Here is a 20000-nt window from a genome sequence, read left to right on the forward strand (position 1 = left end):
CTCCCCGTGCGAAAGGGGAGGACGGTCAAGTAGGCATCGTTTGGGCTTTGGGCAAACGGTTCGAAACAAGCTGCTCTAACGTGTCGACCACATCAGTCTCATGCCGCTTGCCGTTGACGTCGTTGATTTGGCGTAGGGCCGAAGGGCTGGTGATATTCACCTCGGTAAGATAACCGCCGATGACATCGAGTCCGGCGAGCCAGATTCCTTCTTCCTGCAAGAATCGGCCGACCACGCAGGCAATTTCTTGCTCGCGCTTCGTCAGGGTTGTGGCTGCAACTCTCGCCCCTTGGTGGATGTTGGCCAAACGATCGGGTGCCGTCGGAATGCGGTTCACGGCGCCGACAACGAGGCCGTTTGCAAGAAAGATGCGTTTGTCTCCCTGCATGACCTCGGGTAGGTAGCGCTGCACGACCACGGGTTCGCCTGGGTAAGCAGATTTGGTGGCCTGGATCGCTTCGCCAGCTGTTGTGGGATCCACAATGCGAATGCCCCGTCCGCTGCACTCGGAAAGGGGCTTTACAACCACCCGTTCGTGCTGTTGCACAAATCGCAGCAGTTCCTCCTCGCGGTGGCTCGCCAAGGTAGGCGGGGCATATTGCGGGAATCGAAGGGGCAAGAGCTTCTCGTTCCAAGTGAGGACACTGGCAGGGTTGTTCACCACTAGGACTTGTGACGCCACGGCATTCAACGCCTGGGCCGTGAAACGATAGCGGGCGTCGACCGGCGGGTCCTGCCGCATGAGGATAAGCTGGAAGTCCGTCAGCCGGGCTCGTTGTGGAGCACCGGCTTGCGGTCTTCCAAGAGCATCCACCTCCAACGTGCGCACGAACGCGAAGACTCCTTCTCCGGCCAGGACTACGTCGTCTTCGATGGCGAACCAGGTTTCGTGTCCGCGCCGGCGAAACTCCGCGGCCAAAAGCAATGAAGTTTCGGTTTCGAGTTGCAACTGCTCGAGGGGATCGAGCACGAATAGCACGCGCATGCCCCAGCCATAACATGTCGTGCCCTGCTCGCTAGCGATCTTGGTGGGGCACCCCGCTCCCCAGTGGTGGTAACGGCGCGCCGGGTTCGCGGGCCAGCCCCCGGTCGGGGGAGCGACAAGTGAGGAGAAACGCACCGCGACTCCGAGTAACGATCCTTACGGAGTTGGAAACCTATAGTGCTTGAGTGATTTGAAGGCGTAGGATAGCGTCGCCCTGTTGTGGACACTGCGACAGGTCCTCGGGAAGAAGTCGTAGCGGGGCATGGGATCGAGCTCGCGAGGCGACAGTAGAAGAAGGGTGCGGGTATGGCCTACTCACTGAGGGGAAAGGAACTCGCGTTCATTCGCGCCCAACGGGTGGCCAGAGTGGCAACTGTGGGTGAAGGGGGCGAGCCACACAACGTTCCGGTGTGCACCGCAGCCATTGGTGGCAAACTTTACTTTGCGTCGGAGGCGAGTGCGCGTAAGGTAAGAAACATCCGCAGGAACCCACGAGTGGCGTTGGTGTTCGACGAGTATGACGAGGATTGGACGAAACTGCGCGGCCTCATGCTTGTCGGAAAAGCCACGGTGATCGAGAAAGGTGCAACCTTTCACCGGGCGCGCCTCGCTCTGTATCGGAAATACCGCCAGTACCGAAAAATGGAGCCGATCGAGGAAGGGGAGTCGGTGATCATTGCGGTGACCCCGGAAAAGTCGTTTGCCTGGGGATTGTAGCCGTCGGCGTAAGGAGGATTCGTGACGTTGAGCGCTTTGCGTAGAGGGATTGCCGCTGCGTTGGTGGCGGTCGTTTGCCTTGGGGCTGGAATGGTGCGCGCACAAAGCTGCGTGGGTGACTGCAATAACGATGGCGAGGTTACCATCGATGAAATCATCCTCGGGGTGAACATCGCGCTCGGCACGAGCACGGTGACGAATTGCCCGGTGTTCGATGGCAATGGGGACGGGGAGGTAACGGTCGATGAGATCGTACGCGCGGTGAACAACGCTTTGGGAAGCTGCAATGCCACCCCCACACCGACCCCGGGCACGGATGCATGGTTTTTCCAAAACCCCGCTCCGACGGGTGAGGATCTGTTTGCCGTCTCCTTCCCCACGCGCGACCGCGGGTACGCGGTCGGAAGTTACGCGGAAGCACTGCGCACGCAGGATGGGGGGAGCACCTGGGAATCGCTGTTCATCGATGATTTCGTGAACCTTTACGGGGTGTTCTTTATCAACGCTGACCGAGGCTGGGCGGTGGGTGAGTCCGGGAAGATCTACGTGACTCTCGACGGGGGAGAGAACTGGAACCCACAAGCCAGTGGAACTGAGGCCGATCTCAATGGGGTGGCGTTTACTGACATCGCTCACGGATGGGCAGTTGGAGCGGGGGGAGTCGTTCTGCGCACCGACAACGGCGGCGATTCCTGGACGGTGCAAGGAGTCGGGACAACGCGGGACCTGTTCGCTGTGACTTTCGTGGATAGTCAAAACGGCTGGATCGTTGGCGATGCAGGAACAATCCTTCGCACCCGCGATGGGGGGGCGACCTGGTCGCCGCAAGCGAGCAACACGGGTAGTGCCTTGTACGCGATTGCCTTTTTCGACGCCAACCGTGGCATCGCTGTGGGGGACAACGGCACGATCTTGCGTACGGAAAACGGCGGGCAGCAGTGGTTCGCCTCGGTGAGTCCAGTCGTTGTTCCGCTGTACGGAGTTGCCTGGGCCGACGCACAAACGCTGTGGGTGGTCGGCGATCTCACGGACGACTTCGAAGCGCTGATCCTCAAGTCGAGCGATGGTGGACAAACTTGGACCCAGCAAAGCAGTGCAAACACAAATCCCTTGTACGCTGTGCGCGCCAGCGACGGGCTTACCGCCCACGCTGTCGGTGGTGCTGGGACGCTGCTCGGTACAGAGGATGGCAGTCAGTGGGCACTCCGCAATCCGGCACCGACGAATGACCTTTATGCTGTGGCCTTCCCTCCCGGAGAGACGAACGTCGGATTCGCGGTGGGGGATTGGGGGGCAATTGCCGTGACTGAGGACGGGGGAAACACGTGGTATGCACGGGATGCGGGCACAACGGCCGGACTGTTTGCGGTCACCACGGTCGACCCCCAACTGGTATGGGCGGCCGGTGGAGACGGCACGGTTTTGGCCTCGCGGGATCGCGGCAACAGTTGGGTTGCTCAGAATACGGGAACGACGGTGACGTTCTTCGGGATTCGCTTCGTGACTGGCACTGTCGGTTGGGTTGTGGGGACGGATGGCACGATTCGTGCCACGACGGATGGTGGCCTGACCTGGTCTGCGCAGGCAAGTGGGACGACGGAGGACTTAAATGCTGTGGCCTTCCTCGACATCAACACCGGCTGGATCGTCGGCAGCGCGGGCGTGATCCTGCATACCACGAATGGCGGGCGAACGTGGACGAGGCAAACCAGCGGGACGAGTGAGGACCTTTTCGGGATTGCTTGCGTCGACCAAACGACTTGCTGGGCAGTGGGTGGTGCAGTGGAAACCACTGCGAGTGCGCCCGTACAAGTGTTGTTGAAAACAACTGACGGTGGCCAAAGCTGGGTGCCGCAGCCTGTCTTTTGTGGCAGCAACCCGCAGGTTCCAGATAATTCTGGATGTCCGGATCCTCTTTTCGGGGTTGCCGCACGCGATGCCCGCACTGCGTGGGCAGTGGGAGACTTGGGGACCATTTTGGCCACCCGCGACGGCACCCGGTGGGAACCGCAAGTCAGCCCAACGACGGATTTGTTGAACGGCGTGTTCTTCGCCAATGGGACCACAGGTTGGGCGGTCGGCTTTCGCGGGACAATTTTGAAAACGACTTCGGGAGGTTTGTGAGAGGAAGCCTGGGTCGTTTGCTAGTTAATGGCGCTTTGAGGCCGGATTCGCGGCTGCTCGCCGAACGTCCACGTGTGCCGTGCTTTGGTTGGCGGCTTGTTGGAGCGCGTGACGGAACGGCCGACGCAGCACCCCGCGCTCGGTGATCAGGGCTGTCACGTAGCGGTGCGGCGTGACATCGAAGGCGGGATTGATAACACCGACGTCCTTGGGCGCGATGCGCTTGCCCGCGATGTGGGTAACCTCTTCAGCCGCGCGCTGCTCGATTGGGATGGCGGAACCGGTGGCGCACTCGAGGTCAACCGTGGAAAAAGGGGCGGCCACGTAAAAGGGGATGCCATGTGCCTTCGCTAGGACGGCGAGTGCGTACGTGCCGATCTTGTTCGCGACGTCGCCATTAGCGGCGATGCGGTCGGCGCCGACAATCACACAATCTACCTCCCCGCGGCTCATAAGATCACCAGCCATGTTGTCGGTGAGCAGTGTCGTGGGAATGCCGTCGTGCAGAAGCTCCCAACAGGTGAGGCGAGCACCTTGTAAGAACGGGCGAGTTTCGGTTGCGAATACGTGCACGGTTTTGCCTGCTTCGACCGCGGCGCGTACGACCCCTAATGCCGTGCCGTATCCTGCCGTAGCGAGGGCCCCAGCATTGCAGTGGGTCAAGATACGGGCGCGATTTGGGAGCAGACGTGCTCCCTGCATCCCCAAGGCCCGGTTGGTTTCAATGTCTTCTCGGTAAATGGCGTGTGCTTCGGCAAGCAAGCGATCTTTGATGTCGTTCAGTGGTGCGTTCCGAACCTCAGCATAAGCACTGCGCATCCGCTCTAGAGCCCAAAACAAGTTCACTGCAGTGGGGCGGCTTGCTGCTAGTGTGGAGCAGATTGCCTCGAAGGCGGCGTCTGGCTGGCGTCGTACGTTCTGCATCCCCATCGCGACACCATAAGCGGCGGTAACGCCGATGGCAGGAGCGCCTCGTACCACCATGTCGCGGATTGCCTCTGCGAGCCGGCGGTAACTCCGGTAAACGCGATAGGTTTCACGCCAAGGAAGAAGCCGCTGGTCGAGCAAAACTACGGCGCCGTTACGCCATTCTACCGTGCGAATCACGCGTCGTCCTGTCGCTTCGACCGATGCAAAAGTCAAAGCCCCGCTCTCCCCAATCAACGGTGTGCAGCCGCAAGCGCTTCACGCAGGGCTTGCCGAAGCCGCTCGCGGAGCTCGCTCGGTACTTCGGGACCAGGATGCGACCGGCATAAAGACAAAACCTGTCGCAACACATCGCAGGCACCGCGGCATTGCGCGCAAGTTTCCAAGTGTTTTTCCATGCGTGCGCACACCCGTGGGGAGAGATCGCCCTCAAGGTAACGGGAGAGCAGAAGGGCCGCGTCGGGGCAACCGGGCGACGGGCTGCTTGCCGGCGATTCGGTGAGTAGCAGCGGTGCCAGCGCATTGCGGATGGCGAGTCGGGCCCGGTGGAGGCGGGTTTTGACCGTGGCGGGTCGCAACCCCAGCACTTTCGCTGTCTCTTCCGTGGATAAACCCTCAAGATCGCGCAGCAGGAACACTTCGCGAAAGGGTCCGGGAAGCGCGGTAACCGCGTGTTTCAATGCTGCTGCAATCTCTCGGCGAGCCAGAAGCTCCTCAGGGGCTGAACTGGGGTCAGGAACAGCACGGGCAGAGCTGACGTCCAACTGCTCGTCGGCAGCGGGTGCAAACTTGCTGCGCCTACGCTTTTTGCGGCAAAGGCTCCGGGCGATCCGGTAGAGCCACGTGGAGAACGCACCTTCGCCACGATATTGGCCAATAGCCTTCGCCGCCGTGAGCAAGGTTTCCTGGACAACTTCTTCCGCGTCGCTTGGGTGACCGCACATGCGCGCCCCGAAGCGGTAAACCGTATTTTGGTACCGGAGCAAAAGAGCTTCGAGAGCTGCGCGGTCTCCAGCCCGAGCGCGCTCGACGAGACGCTGCTCCTGCAGCGGTTCTACGGCTTGACAATCCTCTTCGGTGCCCATTGTTTTACGACCTAAGCTCGCTAACGCGTCCAGAACACTTCGAGGTCGCTGTTTTCCGCCTGCGCTTGCTGCTCTTCCCACAGGCGCGCCGCCACAGAGCCGCGAAGCCAGGCCTCGAAATGGGCTAGCGCGATGGCTTTGGCGAGTGCGAGTTGGCGCTGCGGTGCCATGGCCGGCGGATTGCTAGGTCCACGTGCACAGGGAATGGGGCAGTTTCCCGAAACGATCCCTGCTTCGGCTCCGCCAAGGTTCTGGGCGAAGTTCACTGCAGCCGGGTCGTTTGCCAGCGCCGAACCCAGAGCGGAGCAACCTAAGTCGTCGGCATTTTGCATTTGCCCAAATAGTACATCCGCACCGTCAGTAAACGCAGTGTGGTTTCCTCGTTTGAGTGTGAAAAGGTATTTCGGCGGTCCGGCCTGCTGGAACGCAAAGAGAGCGTGCTCTGCGTACGGAACGATGGCGTCGAGATCGCCGTGGACCAGGGCAAGCGGTACACTCGCTGTGGCGTAAAAGCGGGGCCCAAGGAAACAAGCGGGCGGGGCATAGGCCACAGCAGCGCGCACTCGCGGATCGCGGAGCGTGGGGTGGAAGGTGGTCAGCAGAGTGGTTGCACCGCCAAGCGAGAGCCCGGTAAGGCCGACCCTCTGCGGGTCGAGTCGCCCTGCGAGGAATGCAAAGGCCGCTTCAGTGCCGTGCAAGAGTGCGTTTAGGAGGAAACTCACATCTCCGGGTTGATTGGCGAGATCCCCCAACGTTGCACCGCCGGGAGCACTGAAGGAACTTAAGGGGAAGTCCACTGCCGCGACCACAAAGCCGTGTGTGACCAGATGCTGGGCAATGTACGCTCCTCCGCGTCGATTACTGAGGAAGCCGTGACTGTACACCACCACCGGAGCAGGCGCTGCCGTAGCCGCAAAAGGTGCCGCGCGCTGCTCTCCCAGTCCGCGGCTGCTGTCCGTCGTCGGATACCAGACCGTGGCCGGTAGAACCCTGCGGTCGGATCCGGGAAAGCTCCTATTTGCCATCGTGGGCCGGCTTCGATCCTCGAGTACGGTTTCGACAAAGCCGACCCCATAGGGCCCCGGCCGGAGCAGTTCTTCGGTTGTTGCCGGCCGAATTAGCGCTTCCGGCGCCTCGCCGTCCGAACCACAGCCAGCGGTGATGAAGACGAAGATGGGCCAGAGCAGTACGAAAGGAAGGCGGCGGACCGCAATCGCTGAAGTGCGCTTAGAAGGCATGTAGAAGGTGATACTGGAGGCTCAACGTCTCGGTCAACCTGTTAGACGGCTCTTGCGTTAGCTGAGTCCATGAGGCATGGGGGGACTGCTCAGCGAAAATATGGCGAACAAAAAGCTTCCGAGCAGAGGTGCTGCCTCGAATCCAGTCAATCGTTACGAAAAATTGGCGGTTGCCTGGGAGGATGAGTACGCCGAGGGCGAGCGGCTACGGCCCACGGAATACTTTCGAGACGCTAGCCGAAGCGTGCTCGCCGAGAACTCTAGTCCGGATGTGCCCTTTCGCTTTAGCCTCAACCCGTACCGCGGCTGCGAGCATGGATGCGTTTACTGCTATGCCCGGCCGACACATGAGTACCTAGGGTTTAGTGCTGGGCTCGACTTTGAACAGCGCATCATGGTGAAGGAGGATGCACCGGCATTGCTCCGGGCAACGTTCAGTTCGCCCCGCTGGCAACCGGAAGTTGTGGCCTTGTCGGGAAACACGGATTGTTACCAACCCATTGAGCGCCACTTGCGGATCACTCGGCGTTGCTTGGAGGTATTTGCCGAATTTCGGAACCCCGTTGGGGTGGTGACCAAAAGCACGCTCGTGTTGCGCGATCTCGACCTGCTTCAGGACTTGGCCCGAGACAATTTGGTGCGCGTGGCGATTTCGATCACCACGTTGGACGGCAACCTTGCGCGCCGGCTAGAACCGCGGGCCGCCCAACCGCAGAAGCGCCTCGAAGCGGTTGCCGCACTGGCATCGGCGGGAGTGCAAGTGGCCGTCATGGCGGCCCCAGTGATTCCGGGCCTGAACGATGAAGAAATCCCGCGGATTCTAGCGGCGGCCCGCGAGGTGGGCGCGATGGGGGCTAGCTACGTACTGTTGCGCTTGCCGCGGCCCGTCGATCGCTTGTTTGCGGATTGGCTCCGTGAGCACTTTCCCGAGCGCGTCCGGCGGGTGCTGGGACGTGTGCGCGAGTGCCGTCAGGGGAAACTCTACAGCTCGGAGTTTGACCAGCGGAAGACGGGAACGGGACCATACGCTGACCATGTTGCCGAACTTTTTCGCGTGACGGCCCGCCGCCTGGGCTTAGATCGACCCCTGCCTCCGTTGAATACCGGGGCGTTTCGGCGTCCCCAGCGAGATCGACAACTAAGCTTGCTTTGAGCCTCGACTCTTGCGCCGTTGCTCGATGAGCTCCAGGAGCAGCTCGGCGCTTACGAGGTGCTCGCAAAACACCTCAGGGCCACAACGCCCGCAGGGGGAGGAGGCAGAGATGACAGACATCTGGTCGCTCCATGGGCGCCAGTGCTCGGGCGAGCTCGTTGGACCCATGAGGACAATTCCAGGTGTGGCGAGCAAAGCAGCCAGGTGGCTCACTCCCGAATCGTTTCCCACGTACATCGGCGCGAGCTCGAGGAGAGCAGCCACTTCTGTGAGCGGAGGAGATTCCAAGACAAAGTCGACTTCGCCAGCGCAGGTGTTCCGCTCTAGTTCCGCAGGACCAAGGATTGCCACCACCCGGCCCCCCGTCGCTCGTTTCCATAGCGCAACGAGCCTTGGAAATCCTTGCCAGTTTTTGCGCGGTGCTCCGCTCCCCGGATGAATGGCCAAAAGTGGCTCGTGAAAAGAACGCAGTTGGCGACACAGTGGTGAGGGCTCAACCCGCAGATGCGGCCGGATGTGCGCGGGCTGTGCGGGCGTCACCCGAGCGCACCGTGCATAGTACTCCACCGCGTGTTCGCCGGGTGCGAATCGACGGAAGGGATAGATTCTTGGCGGTCTTTCCACCAACCTCGCGAGGTTTGTAGGGAAGTGGTCCGCTCCATGGCCGGTCCACGAATATACCACCGCGAAGCGCATGAGCACGTCGCCCACATGCTCGTCTGGAGGGTCTTCGCGGAACAACGCGGCTATGACCGGGTGCTCGATCGACCAACATTCAATGCGGGGATGCGCGAGCAGCGCGGTCCAGTCTCGGCGCGCGGCAAGAACGACTTGCTCGTGACGCTCCGCCAGCGCCACCAGTGTGGGCAAGAACACCAAGAAATCGCCCAGAGCGCCGGGAAAGAGAACGAGTGCGGAGCTGTTTGATTGACTCATTCGTTGCGCCCTTCTACTCTCGCAAAGCAACCGACGCCGCCGAGATCATGGAAACTGCTCCTGCTCGTACAGTGCTGGATTTGATCGGGGATACACCCGTTGTGCGTTTGCGCCGGATTGTGGAACCGGGTTGTGCCGAAATTTGGGGCAAGCTTGAGTCGATGAACCCCGGCGGCAGCGTGAAGGACCGGATTTGCCTTGCCATGGTGGAGGCGGCCGAACGCGACGGCCGCCTCCAGGCGGGTGGAACCATCGTGGAGCCGACCAGTGGGAACACGGGGATCGGCTTGGCATTGGTGGCGGCGGTCAAGGGCTACCGGTGCATCTTGACCATGCCAGACACGATGAGCGAGGAGCGCCGCAGCTTGCTGACGGCTTTTGGGGCGTATTTGGAGCTGACACCGGACACAAAAGGAATGCACGCGGCGGTGGACCGTGCGGAGGCGATCGCGCGGTCGAACCCGAACTATTTTATGCCCCAGCAGTTTCAGAACCCGGCCAACCCTGAGGCACATCGGCGAACCACTGCACTGGAATTGTTAGAAGCTTTTGAACGCATCGATGCATTTGTAGCGGGCGTGGGAACCGGCGGTACAATTACGGGAGTGGGGCAAGTTTTGCGGGAAAAGATGCCGGAAATCAAAATTTACGCTGTGGAGCCGGAAGCCTCTCCGGTGCTGTCGGGCGGAGAACCAGGCTACCACGGGATTCAGGGCATCGGAGCTGGCTTTATCCCGCAAATCCTCGATAGCTCCGTGTACGACGGAGTGCTGCGAGTGTCTGACGCCGAGGCAGCTCACTACACGCGTCGTCTGGCGCGCGAGGAAGGAATTTTGGTCGGCATCTCCTCTGGAGCGAATGTGGCTGCCGCCTTGCGAGTGGCGCGGGAGTTGGGTCCGGCCAAGGTGGTTGTGACCGTGCTTTGCGATACGGGGCAGCGGTATCTGAGTACCGACTTGTTCGATCCGGGAGAGGGCTTATGACGGAGCTCGAAACGAAATTCCAAACGCTGCGACACCTCTTCGCCGAGTATGGGCAGGTGCTCGTGGCGTTTTCGGGAGGCGTTGACTCGTCGTTTGTGCTCCGTGTGGCCCACGATGTTTTGGACGCCAAGGTTGTTGCACTCACGGTGCGGTCGCCTACTGTCCCGGAATACGACCACCGCGCAGCGGTTGAGCTTGCCCAGGCCTTGGGGGTGGAACACATCGTCGTTGATGCCGACGAACTCGAGATTCCGGAATATGCGGCAAACCCCACTAACCGTTGTTACTTCTGCAAGCAGCACCTGTTCGAAATCTGTTCTGCCGAGGCCAGTCGGCGGGGAATCCCTATCATTGTCGATGGGGCTAATCTCGATGATTTGGGTGACTACCGCCCCGGTCTCAAGGCCGCCGCGGAACGGGGTGTGCGCCATCCGTTGGTGGAGGCTGGCTTGCGCAAAGCCGACGTGCGCGAGTTGAGTAGGCGTTTGGGACTGCCCACCTGGAGTAAACCGGCGAGCCCCTGCTTGTCCTCCCGTTTTCCGTACGGAACGCGCATTACTCACGAAGCTTTGCAGCGCGTGGCAAGGGCAGAGCAAGTGCTACACGATTTGGGTTTTCGGGTTTGTCGTGTCCGCTACCACCAAAAGCTGGCCCGCATTGAAGTGCCGCTGGCTGACTTACCGCGGCTGCTGGAACCTGAAATTCGTGCTTGCGTCGTTGAAGGATTCCGTGCCGCTGGCTTTGAGCATGTTACCGTGGACCTAGAGGGTTTCCGCAGCGGAAGCCTGAATGAGGTCTTGGGGTTGGTCGCGAAAAAGCAGTGACTCTTGCGAGTCACGCACCGTGGCCAGTTAGGCAGAGCGGCGGAGCCAGCGGGCGAACGCTCGCTCGAGGGCAGCCTTACCACCTGTGTGCAGCACGTCGCCGTGGCTCACGACCACTGTCTCGAAGTCCCAGTCGAACATTCGTCGCAGCGATGCAGTGAAGGCCTCGTGGTCGCGCACCAACGCACGCACCAGCCGATGCGGGCCTAAACGACCGTCGACCCCGGTAAGCCGCAGGAAGATCCGTGCTCGCCAATCTTGTGCAGAATTGCGCCGGAAGTTGAATGCGAGATCGGTCAGAATCAACGTGCGCGAGCGCCGGTGGTAAAATACGATTTCTTCCAAGGTGGGAACCCCACGGATGTGGATTTGGTCTAGATCCTCTGCCCACGTTGTCGGAGGATTGTCGGTGAGAACCCCATCGAACTGCAAATCTGCCCGTTTTTGCCGCAATCCAGGTGCGGCCCAGTACTCCGCCGAGGGAAACGCCTCGCGAAAACGGCGAATGAAAAAATGGTGCGTCTTATTCGGCGCCACCACCGCGGTGACCGGTGCCAGTGCCACCAGCGCAGCGCGAGTATTCTCGTCGGGAAGCACTGGTGAGTGTACGAAGAGGCCACCTGAGGGCAGGCGAATCACCGTCATGCGCGCGCCAAGGTTCCCGACGAGGAGAGGCAAGTCTCGCTTTGCGACCCATATGTCCTCGCCGATGGGGCTTAACGCCTCAACTTCGGAACTCGACATGCGATCAGCGATTAGCAGGGTACGTGCGAGGACGAAACAGGCCACGCTCGGCTAGCTTGTGCCTGAGCCTCACAGAGTGTAGCGGCCAGGAGGCGAGGCTCGGCCCGCATTGTTTCAGCACTGCCCTCGCTGACCCGTCCCGGCGTGAGGGGGCACACCCGCGCTACGCGAGGAATGACCGCTCCAGGGCGAACCATTCGGCCCACTTCCAGTCTTCGGGAGTGGTGAGCTTTCGGTTCCACTCTTCACCACGGACGATGTGCACGGGATAGCCACAATGTTCCAGCGCGCCCGCTTCATCAGTGAAGAGGAGCTTTGCGGCGACGGCTCGCTCCAGGGCTATGCGGAGCCAATCTGCGCGCGCCACCTGAGGGGTTTGCGCAAGCCACGTGCGGCTTCGATCGAGTGTTTCGCGGACAACGCCAGCTTCGACAAGCTTGACTGTGTCCGAAGCTGGCAACGCAGCAATGGCCGCACCATGGAAACGGGCTGCGGCGATACACGACTGAAACAGCTGTGCTGAGGCGAAGGGCCGAGCAGCATCGTGCACAGCCACGATAGCTGTTTCAGGGGGCAGCGCGGTTAGTGCTTTGGCAACCGATTCCTGTCGTTCGGCGCCTCCAGCGACCACCTGCACCGGGAAAGGGTACTCCCCTGGCTTGGATAGCTCAGCTGAGACTGTCTCTTGCGCAGCCGAAGGAACGACCAGCCAAACCCCGCCGACGCCGCTCACTGCTCGCAAGGTAGCTAGGCTATACAGGTAGAGCGGGCGCCCGGCTAGCGGCTTTAAAGCCTTGGGGCTTCCGGCGCCGAGACGAACACCCTGCCCCGCCGCGGCGATAACAACGGCAACCATTCAAGATCCGTTCTTACTGGAGAGCCAAACCGCCGCCGCGGGGCGCGGCAGGGCTTTGGCCGGCGGATCCGGCGCAACCACTCAATAGTTACTGCGAAAAAATTTCCTCCAGCTCGGCCTTGATTTTTTCCTCTGGATGGGACTTTGCAATCGAGAGTTCTTTGACCAGAAGGTTCCGGGCTAGGTCCAACATTTTCCGTTCGCCAAAGGAAAGCTCTTTGTCGGATTTGAGGACGCTCAAGTCTCGCAAAACGGTCGCAATTTCCAGCACCGAGCCTGTTTTGATCTTCTCCGTGTATTCTCGGTAACGCCGATTCCAGGTCTGCTGGTCGACGGGCTTTTTCTTCTTCCGGTCGCGCAGGATTTGATACACTTTGTTGACCATGTCCTTACCAATGACCCGGCGCAGGCCAACCGCTTCCACGTTATCGGTGGGAATCATGATTGTCATCTCGTTGTCCAGGATGCGGAGCATGTAAAACGTGCGCTCTTTCCCTTGGATTACCTTAGTTTGGATGCTCTGAATGACTCCCACTCCGTGAGCCGGGTAGACCACCTTTTCGCCAACCTTGAACGTCATCGGTTCCTCCCTGGCCCCTTGAAGTTTTAGGGATCCGCTTGCAGGCGTGTTCGCCATAAATATCGGAAAACTCGCTATTTCGCAAGCTTACCTTAAATTAATTGCCGGAAACGGGCGATTTTCCCACCCGGATGGCGGGCCTTCTTTAGGGCGCGAACGGCGGTCTGATTCTTCTGAGCGGTGCCAAACAAAGCACTTGCCGTTTTTGCCTTGCACGTTTGCAAGGGTGAGGGTTCCCGGGGCCGGATCGGAAAAGTGTAGGCAAGGGAACTCCCGTCGGCCTAGGTCACTAGGCCGGTGACTCTCGTTCGATGAGGTGTTGGAGGCGCTCCTGAAGCAAACTGGGATTTACTTTGTGCGCGGCGATTACCTTCTCTCGACTGTGGAGCCCGGAGACGATTTCCAGTGCGGAGGGCGGCACCTGCAACAGCCTTGCCAGAAAACGGAGGAGTTCTTTGTTCGCTTCTCTGCCATGGTCCTTTGCGTTAATGCGCACTTTCATGGCATCCTCATACCTGCCCGCCACCGCTGTTCGGGAAGCCCCGGGTTGAGCGTGCACCCGTCGACGAATGACGGCCTGCTTGGCGTTCACCTGTGGTCTGTTCGGGTTGCTCCGTGCCTTCGTTCAATTGCTGCCGATGCGCAATCTGGCTCTTGTGGACCTCACGCTACCGACAGCGTGCTTGAGTTTGCAAGCGGTCGGTCTGTTGGCGATCAAGGTGTTACGGCACGTGTGGCTTTTACGCAACAGCTCCGGTGCGTGCTTTTTCCTCCGAGGCCCCAGGCCGCGACGCGGATTTCGGGACTCGTGTGGGCATTGTCAGGTATGCCTCTCTTGACCCGATCCTCCAGCCGTGAAAGTTGGGGACTTGGAGATTTTCACGAGTATGGCGGACTTGCACGAGGAGCTTGAGCGCTGGAGAGACCAGTTGGAGCAAATGTTCGCGGCTGTGGCGAGTCAGAATCAGGAGGCTTTGCATCGACAAGACTTTGCCTTGGCTCGCTCTCCAGGCTGGCGGAGCGTTTGTCTCAGGTGATGAAAGAGGTCGAAATCCTCGAGCGCTCGTCGAAGCGGCGGCTGGTTGTGAATCCGGGGCCCGTGCGCTCCGAGAAAGGCTACGCCGTGGCCTCGGAGTGGGCTCAGTCCGATCACGACCCAGGCGGTGGCTTCCATCCTCAAGAATTTTACTTCGTCGCAATCCTTGAGGTACTTGAGAGGAAGGGGGGCCGCGCTCGAGCTGGGGAGGTTTTAGACGAGCTTGAGATTCTGCTTTCGGATGAACTGGGGCCTGAGGACACGATTGTCCTACCCAGCGGGGATATTCGTTGGCGCAAGGCAGCAAATTGGGCACGCTTTAAAATGGTGCAAGCAGGGCTCCTTTCCGCAACATCACCTACCGGCGTATGGGAGATCACGGAAGCTGGCCGCGAGTATTTGCGGAGTCGTCGCTCCTAACCAGCTTGAGCATTTGTAGAGAGGACGAGCGGTAAGCCGCGGAACCAAAGCCTGTTGGAAGGCGAACTGCAGGCCGCGGGAAGGTGACCCAAGCGTTAGCGGCTCGGCCGCTGTAGAGCTCTCTTGTGGAGCCGGGCGGCAAGGAGCAGCGCCGATGACTATTGCACCTCTAAGTGAAAATCAGCTTGCTTCGGTTCGATCGACTTCGGATAGTGCCTGTGTTCGAGGGATCTTGTTATGGTGCTCTTCCGAGCTTTCGTGTTGTTAATCGTCGGGGTGGTGGTGGGCGCGCACGGTGCGTCGGCTACGGACTTCGCGCTTCGGTTTTACGGACACGGGGTACAAGCTCCTGATCTCGATCGCGTGAAGATTCCAGTTGACGACCCGAACAACAACAGCCCTGGACCACCAGTGGATGTGGGCGACACGGATTTCACCCTTGAATTCTGGGTGAGGGGATCGACCTCAGAAAATTCCGCGCCGGCTATCACCTGCGGGAACAACGTGAACTGGATTTACGGCAACATTTTGTTCGACCGCGATCGCTTTAACCAAGACCGCAAGTTCGGCCTCTCCTTTGGAAACGGGCGGGTGGTATTCGGAGTCAGCGGCGACGGAACCGGCGATTTTACTTTGTGCGGGACGAGTAACGTGCTCGACAATAGTTGGCATCACATCGCTGTGCAGCGCCGTCGCAGTGATGGGTACTTGTGGATTTTTGTGGATGGTAGCTTGCAAGCAAGTGCCGATGGCCCGGACGGTGACATTTCGTACCCGGACGACGGCGTGCCGGGAAATTACTGTGGAGGACCATGTACCAATAGCGATCCGTACCTAGTGATCGGTGCGGAGAAACACGATGCAGGAGCGTCGTACCCGTCTTTCAGTGGCTACGTCGACGAGGTCCGCGTGTCGAACGTTTTACGTTATACGACCAATTTTTCGCCGCCGTCGACACCATTTGTAAGTGACGGGGATACGGCTGCTTTGTACCACTTCGACGAAGGTCCCGCTGGCCCATGTACAGGAACGGTCTTGGATTCGTCGGGTGCCTCCGGTGGACCGAGTAATGGAGAATGTAAGTATGGGGGCAGCGCTCCCGCCGGACCTGTATACGTGACCTCCACTCCCTTCAGTTCCCCGCCGCCCCCCACGTGCGGAGCGATACCAGCAACAGGTTGTGCCACAGCGCCCCGCGGTTCACTTTCCATTTTTCGGAGCGCAACGAACCCGAATCGGCGAAGCATCGTGTGGCAATGGTGGACTGGTGATGCCTTTGTGGCGGACTTCTCCGACCCGACTGATGGCAGCGCGACGTACGCGATGTGCGTTTACGACTATTCCGCAGGATCTCCCACCTTAGCGTGGCAACTCGCTCTGCCCACGGGTTCGTCGTGGCGGCTGTACCGTGGCCACACGTATCGATACGGCGACCGTAGTGGAGCAGTCTCTGGACTTCGCCGCGTTGTTCTCCAAGGCAAGGGGATCAGCAAGGGCAAACTTGTTGTGCGCGCGTCGGGTCCGTTGCTTACTTTGTCTCCCCCGCAAAGCCCCTCGCAATATTTTGCTGCCGATCCGCAAGTGGTTGTCCAGTTACTCAAGAACGGCGGAGCTTGCTGGGAGAGCACATTCACAGGGGCGCGCCGCAACGACGCTCAGTACTTCCGCTCGCGCTTCGTTCCCTGAAAGCACGCGCAGAACAATCCAACTAGCTTGCCCGCGCTGTGCCGTAGTTGCCGCCTTGGGAGCAGAACAGTGTCTTCAGGTACCCGAAAGGCCCCATGAGACGTGTACTTGACAATGATCACTTATCCGGACGAAAAGCTGAGCAACTTTCAGATACTTCCAGTGACCTCTGGGGAGAGTTTGCATCGGTGGAAAGATACATCCGCTTTATCGTTGCTCGGCGTTATTGGGTGATCCTGACCACTGTGGCGGTTACCGCCTTTTTTGCCGCACAGTTAGGCAAACTGCACTTGGAGATTCGCCGACGAGCGAATTTGCCGGAAGCACACCCGTATGTGCAGGTGCAAAATCGCATTACCGACTTGTTCGGTGGCGAAGCGGTGGTTGTGATCGGAGCGGCCGCTACGCGCGGCACGATTTACACACCGGAATTTCTCGGCAAAGTGTTTCGCGTTTGTCAGCAGCTTCGCGATACGCCCGGGGTGCTGCAAACGAGCCTGTTTTGCATGGGAGCGCCATACGTGAAAACCGTGCGGGCTGGGGCCGATGACTCCATGGATGTGCAACCCTTGATGGAAGGGGTTCCGACAACATCGGAGGAAGCCGAAGAAATTCGTCGCCGCGTGGAGGCAGATCGCTTTCTTCGAGATAACCTCGTGTCGCACGACGGAACCGCGACGGTCATTGTCGTCGAGTTCGACGACCGGCTGAATGACAAGCAAATCTTCGCCTTGATCGAGCAAATTCTTGCCCCTGAGCGTGACGATTCGGTGCGCTTCGCCTTGGCGGGAGCTCCCGTACTGCGAGCCTGGCTGGCAAAGTATACCGCGCTGATCGGAGTCTTGCTACCGCTGGCTGTTGTTGTCATCGGGTTGGTGCACTTTGAGGCCTTTCGCACCATTCAAGGCATGGTGCTGCCGCTCGTCACCGCCGTACTGGCAGTTGTTTGGTCCCTCGGGCTCATGGGCCTGGCGGGATATCCGATGGATACGTGGAGTGCGCTGACACCGGTGGTCATTTTGGCAGTAGCCGCCGGGCACGCAGTGCAAATTCTCAAGCGTTACTACGAAGAATTCGACCTCGTGCGCAACAGCCATGAGGCTATTGTCCGTTCGATCGTGGCCGTAGGCCCAGTGATGGTCATTGCCAGCGTGATTGCTGCCGCCGGGTTCGCCTCGCTGACAACCTTTGGCATCACGAGCGTGCGCGTCTTCGGCATGCTCATGGCCAGCGGAATTCTCAGTGCTTTAGTTGTAGAACTGACGTTTACGCCAGCATGTCGTGCGCTGTTGCCCGCACCCAAGCTGCGGGAAACAACGCGGGAGAAGACCCACGGTTGGTTAGATCAGCTGCTTGAGCGTTTATCCAATTTTGTCTCTCAGCGCCCTCGCACCGTGCTGGCCATTGCTCTCGCCTTGTTCATCGTTGCCATACTCGGAGCATTGCGTGTCCAAGTGGATAACAGCTTCCGCTACTGGTTCTCTCCGGCTACGCAAGTTCGCCTCGACGATGCTTTTCTGAACGAGAAGCTTCCGGGCACAGCGTCGTTGCGAATCCTGATCGAGGGAGAGCAAGAGGGCGTGCTCAAGCAGCCGGCGGTGTTGCAGGCCATTAGCGATTTGGAGGATTTCCTCGCTGCCGATCCGACCCTCGGCGGGATCAGCTCCATTGCGGGCCACGTGAAGCGAATGCATCAAGCGATGAACCATGACGATCCGGCGTTTTACCGCATTCCCGACAACCCTCGTCTCATTAGCCAGTACTTGTTGCTGTACGGCATGTCCGCTGGTCCAGACAGCTTGAGCGCATTCGTAGACGCGGGCTATCAGCGTGCGGTGATTCGTTCCTTAAGCAAGACGGACACCGCCGCGTACTCCCATGCCTTAATCGCCCGCCTGCGTGATTTCATCGAGCAGCGCTTCCGTGGCTTACCCGTGAAAGTCGGATTGGTTGGTGGCACTCTCGGCGTGCAGACCGCGATGAACGACACGGTGGTGCACGACAAGATCGTAAACGTCGCGCAAATTGCCACGATCATCTTTGTCTTGGCAAGCTTAGTGTTGCGCTCTGCCGTCGGAGGATTGTTCGTGCTTCTGCCGCTTTCCCTAGCGGTGGCCTTCAATCTTGGATTGATGGGGTGGTGCGGGATTTGGCTCGACATGACCACTGCGGCAATCACTGCGATGGGCGTGAGCATTGGTGCCGACTTCGCGATTTACCTGATTTTTCGGATTCGCGAGGAATTGCGCAAATTGGGCGACTTGCACGAGGCTGTGCGGGCGAGCTTGCGCACCTCGGGGAAGGCAATCTTTTTCGTGTCCTCGGCCGTGGCGCTGGGCTACATGGTGCTTCCGTTTTCCGGGTTTAGCTTGTGGATCCGGCTGGGGGCGCTGACCGCGACGATTGTAGCTGTAAGCGCTCTGGGGGCGGTGACGATCATCCCGGCGTTGAGCCTGATTGTGAGGCCTAAATTCCTGGCGGCCTCGCCGGGCTGTGGCCGAGTTTCCGCTCAAGCTGAACGGGCAGTGGGCGCACGTAGCTTCGAGAGCACTTGGGAATGCGCAAACCGCGCAGTAGGCAAGGCTCTGGCTAGTGCTTGCGCCTAAGGACAGTCGGAAGCAAGAGGAGTCAGCGACTTAGAGCTCGTCGGGGAGGAGGACAGCGATGGAAATCCAGTCGCACCACGATTTTTTGCACACGAACACCGGAGAGCCCAACTTTAACGAGAGCATGTATTTCAACTTTTACGACCGCGGCTGTGGCTGGGGCGGGTTCCTCCGCATCGGGAATCGCCCTAACGAGGGCTATGCTGAGGTCACGCTCGCGCTTTATCGCCCCGACGGTACAGCGCTGTTTCAGTATCAACGCCCCGCGATTACCGGCCACGAGGCTTTGGACGCGGGCGGGATGCGGTTCGAGGTGCTGGAGCCAGCCCGGCATTTGCGAGTGAGTTACGCGGGGGCGGCGGTGTATTTGCAGCGGCCGTTGGATCTCGAAAATCCTCGGCAGGCCTTTACTTCCAATCCCTGGCGGCAAGTCGAATTGCAGCTCGACTATTACGGGTTGAGCCCAATGTATGGTGGAGAGAGTCCGAGCGACGCGAAGAATACCGAGCTTGTGTTCGCGCGCGGCCACACCGAGCAGCACGTTCGTGCCGTGGGGGTGGTTACCGTCGATGGCGAAACGGTACCGATCAACGCCCTTGGCTTGCGCGATCACTCTTGGGGGCCACGCTCGTGGCAATCGCCGGCGTACTATCGGTGGCTGACGGCGGAGTTCGACGAGTCCTTCGGTTTCATGGGCTCTTTCATTCATTTACAAAGCGGCGCGGACTTACAGTCGGGCTTCTTGTTCCGCAACGGCCGCAATGAGCTCGTCGACCGTGTCGACATCGAGACCGAGAGCGATCCGGCCACGGGTTACCACCGCAAGCTGCGCGCGCGATTACACACCGGCCGCGGTGCGGTGGAGGTCACGGGTGAGGTGATCACCATGCTCCCCCTGCGTAACCGGCGTGACGGGAAGGTCACCCGCATCGCCGAAGGGTTAACCCGTTGGCAGGTTGGCAACCAAATCGGGTACGGGTGGTCGGAGTACTTGGATCAGGTCGCCTAACGCCCGAGTACGTTGACGGCGAGCCCCTCCCCTGTGTGCCGTGGGGAGATCTCGGAACAGCGGGGCCGCATTTGCCTCCGTTGCGTAGCCA

General features: G+C 59.9%; 18 protein-coding genes. 9 read left to right on the forward strand and 9 right to left on the reverse strand.

What is annotated here, in order from left to right; genetic code table 11:
* Positions 1 to 25: 25 nt before the first annotated feature.
* The gene (gene gshB / locus N3C12_07530) at positions 26 to 985 is read right to left on the reverse strand and encodes a glutathione synthase (protein ID MCX8072285.1); all 960 of its coding nucleotides are present in this window, start codon (positions 983 to 985) and stop codon (positions 26 to 28) included.
* Between the two features lie 306 nt (positions 986 to 1291).
* Here gshB and N3C12_07535 point away from each other — a divergent pair, with 306 nt between their 5' ends.
* Positions 1292 to 1702 (forward strand): pyridoxamine 5'-phosphate oxidase family protein, encoded by a 411-nt coding sequence (locus N3C12_07535; GenBank protein ID MCX8072286.1) that lies wholly within the window; start codon positions 1292 to 1294, stop codon positions 1700 to 1702.
* A 21-nt stretch (positions 1703 to 1723) separates the two neighbouring features.
* Positions 1724 to 3826: a YCF48-related protein gene (locus tag N3C12_07540; protein MCX8072287.1), complete on the forward strand. Its 2103-nt coding sequence runs from the start codon at positions 1724 to 1726 to the stop codon at positions 3824 to 3826.
* Between the two features lie 24 nt (positions 3827 to 3850).
* Here the strand turns inward: N3C12_07540 and mtnA are convergent, their stop codons facing one another.
* Genes mtnA through N3C12_07555 form a run of 3 tightly spaced genes read right to left on the reverse strand, consistent with a single transcriptional unit; the run spans position 3851 to position 7076 of the window.
* A complete protein-coding gene (gene mtnA / locus N3C12_07545) occupies positions 3851 to 4933 on the reverse strand; it encodes an S-methyl-5-thioribose-1-phosphate isomerase (GenBank protein ID MCX8072288.1) in 1083 nt (360 codons plus the stop codon).
* 53 nt (positions 4934 to 4986) lie between these two features.
* Entirely contained in the window at positions 4987 to 5838 is an 852-nt protein-coding gene (locus tag N3C12_07550; protein MCX8072289.1) for a sigma-70 family RNA polymerase sigma factor, read from the reverse strand.
* 20 nt (positions 5839 to 5858) lie between these two features.
* Positions 5859 to 7076, reverse strand: coding sequence for a hypothetical protein (locus tag N3C12_07555; protein ID MCX8072290.1), 1218 nt, complete (start codon positions 7074 to 7076; stop codon positions 5859 to 5861).
* Between the two features lie 100 nt (positions 7077 to 7176).
* Here N3C12_07555 and N3C12_07560 point away from each other — a divergent pair, with 100 nt between their 5' ends.
* A complete protein-coding gene (locus tag N3C12_07560) occupies positions 7177 to 8229 on the forward strand; it encodes a PA0069 family radical SAM protein (protein MCX8072291.1) in 1053 nt (350 codons plus the stop codon).
* Here the strand turns inward: N3C12_07560 and N3C12_07565 are convergent.
* Positions 8215 to 9165 (reverse strand): glycosyltransferase family 9 protein, encoded by a 951-nt coding sequence (locus N3C12_07565; protein MCX8072292.1) that lies wholly within the window; start codon positions 9163 to 9165, stop codon positions 8215 to 8217. The genes N3C12_07560 and N3C12_07565 overlap by 15 nt on opposite strands.
* Positions 9166 to 9212: 47 nt before the next feature.
* Here N3C12_07565 and cysK point away from each other — a divergent pair, with 47 nt between their 5' ends.
* A complete protein-coding gene (gene cysK / locus N3C12_07570; protein ID MCX8072293.1) occupies positions 9213 to 10148 on the forward strand; it encodes a cysteine synthase A in 936 nt (311 codons plus the stop codon).
* A complete protein-coding gene (larE, locus tag N3C12_07575; GenBank protein MCX8072294.1) occupies positions 10145 to 10972 on the forward strand; it encodes an ATP-dependent sacrificial sulfur transferase LarE in 828 nt (275 codons plus the stop codon). Before cysK ends, larE begins: the two co-directional genes overlap by 4 nt.
* A gap of 27 nt (positions 10973 to 10999) precedes the next feature.
* Here the strand turns inward: larE and N3C12_07580 are convergent, their stop codons facing one another.
* The 4 genes from N3C12_07580 to N3C12_07595 all read right to left on the reverse strand — a co-directional run bounded on the left by N3C12_07580 (position 11000) and on the right by N3C12_07595 (position 13711).
* On the reverse strand, positions 11000 to 11716 hold the full coding sequence (locus tag N3C12_07580) for a DUF4336 domain-containing protein (protein ID MCX8072295.1): 717 nt from the start codon (positions 11714 to 11716) through the stop codon (positions 11000 to 11002).
* A 163-nt stretch (positions 11717 to 11879) separates the two neighbouring features.
* Positions 11880 to 12572 (reverse strand): 2-C-methyl-D-erythritol 4-phosphate cytidylyltransferase, encoded by a 693-nt coding sequence (ispD, locus tag N3C12_07585; GenBank protein ID MCX8072296.1) that lies wholly within the window; start codon positions 12570 to 12572, stop codon positions 11880 to 11882.
* Positions 12573 to 12660: 88 nt separating this feature from the next.
* The gene (locus N3C12_07590) at positions 12661 to 13152 is read right to left on the reverse strand and encodes a CarD family transcriptional regulator (protein ID MCX8072297.1); all 492 of its coding nucleotides are present in this window, start codon (positions 13150 to 13152) and stop codon (positions 12661 to 12663) included.
* A 289-nt stretch (positions 13153 to 13441) separates the two neighbouring features.
* Positions 13442 to 13711: a DUF167 domain-containing protein gene (locus N3C12_07595; GenBank protein ID MCX8072298.1), complete on the reverse strand. Its 270-nt coding sequence runs from the start codon at positions 13709 to 13711 to the stop codon at positions 13442 to 13444.
* 477 nt (positions 13712 to 14188) lie between these two features.
* Between N3C12_07595 and N3C12_07600 the strand changes: the two genes are divergently transcribed.
* The 4 genes from N3C12_07600 (at position 14189) to N3C12_07615 (ending at position 19909) form a co-directional block, all read left to right on the forward strand.
* Positions 14189 to 14608 (forward strand): winged helix-turn-helix domain-containing protein, encoded by a 420-nt coding sequence (locus tag N3C12_07600; protein ID MCX8072299.1) that lies wholly within the window; start codon positions 14189 to 14191, stop codon positions 14606 to 14608.
* A 237-nt stretch (positions 14609 to 14845) separates the two neighbouring features.
* Positions 14846 to 16294: a LamG domain-containing protein gene (locus N3C12_07605; protein ID MCX8072300.1), complete on the forward strand. Its 1449-nt coding sequence runs from the start codon at positions 14846 to 14848 to the stop codon at positions 16292 to 16294.
* Positions 16295 to 16389: 95 nt separating this feature from the next.
* On the forward strand, positions 16390 to 18900 hold the full coding sequence (locus N3C12_07610) for an MMPL family transporter (GenBank protein MCX8072301.1): 2511 nt from the start codon (positions 16390 to 16392) through the stop codon (positions 18898 to 18900).
* Positions 18901 to 18958: 58 nt separating this feature from the next.
* The gene (locus N3C12_07615; GenBank protein MCX8072302.1) at positions 18959 to 19909 is read left to right on the forward strand and encodes a hypothetical protein; all 951 of its coding nucleotides are present in this window, start codon (positions 18959 to 18961) and stop codon (positions 19907 to 19909) included.
* Positions 19910 to 20000 lie beyond the last annotated feature (91 nt).

The sequence above is a fragment of the Candidatus Binatia bacterium genome (assembly GCA_026415395.1).
GTDB lineage: Bacteria > Desulfobacterota > Binatia > HRBIN30 > HRBIN30 > HRBIN30.

What these genes read in the sequence shown, in the direction of transcription:
- gshB (MCX8072285.1), bottom strand. Translation starts at nt 985, where the DNA reads ATGCGCGTGCTATTCGTGCTCGATCCCCTCGAGCAGTTGCAACTCGAA.
- N3C12_07535 (MCX8072286.1), top strand. Translation starts at nt 1,292, where the DNA reads ATGGCCTACTCACTGAGGGGAAAGGAACTCGCGTTCATTCGCGCCCAA.
- N3C12_07550 (MCX8072289.1), bottom strand. Translation starts at nt 5,838, where the DNA reads ATGGGCACCGAAGAGGATTGTCAAGCCGTAGAACCGCTGCAGGAGCAG.
- N3C12_07555 (MCX8072290.1), bottom strand. Translation starts at nt 7,076, where the DNA reads ATGCCTTCTAAGCGCACTTCAGCGATTGCGGTCCGCCGCCTTCCTTTC.
- N3C12_07560 (MCX8072291.1), top strand. Translation starts at nt 7,177, where the DNA reads ATGGCGAACAAAAAGCTTCCGAGCAGAGGTGCTGCCTCGAATCCAGTC.
- N3C12_07565 (MCX8072292.1), bottom strand. Translation starts at nt 9,165, where the DNA reads ATGAGTCAATCAAACAGCTCCGCACTCGTTCTCTTTCCCGGCGCTCTG.
- cysK (MCX8072293.1), top strand. Translation starts at nt 9,213, where the DNA reads ATGGAAACTGCTCCTGCTCGTACAGTGCTGGATTTGATCGGGGATACA.
- larE (MCX8072294.1), top strand. Translation starts at nt 10,145, where the DNA reads ATGACGGAGCTCGAAACGAAATTCCAAACGCTGCGACACCTCTTCGCC.
- N3C12_07580 (MCX8072295.1), bottom strand. Translation starts at nt 11,716, where the DNA reads ATGTCGAGTTCCGAAGTTGAGGCGTTAAGCCCCATCGGCGAGGACATA.
- ispD (MCX8072296.1), bottom strand. Translation starts at nt 12,572, where the DNA reads ATGGTTGCCGTTGTTATCGCCGCGGCGGGGCAGGGTGTTCGTCTCGGC.
- N3C12_07590 (MCX8072297.1), bottom strand. Translation starts at nt 13,152, where the DNA reads ATGACGTTCAAGGTTGGCGAAAAGGTGGTCTACCCGGCTCACGGAGTG.
- N3C12_07600 (MCX8072299.1), top strand. Translation starts at nt 14,189, where the DNA reads ATGAAAGAGGTCGAAATCCTCGAGCGCTCGTCGAAGCGGCGGCTGGTT.
- N3C12_07605 (MCX8072300.1), top strand. Translation starts at nt 14,846, where the DNA reads ATGGTGCTCTTCCGAGCTTTCGTGTTGTTAATCGTCGGGGTGGTGGTG.
- N3C12_07610 (MCX8072301.1), top strand. Translation starts at nt 16,390, where the DNA reads ATGAGACGTGTACTTGACAATGATCACTTATCCGGACGAAAAGCTGAG.
- N3C12_07615 (MCX8072302.1), top strand. Translation starts at nt 18,959, where the DNA reads ATGGAAATCCAGTCGCACCACGATTTTTTGCACACGAACACCGGAGAG.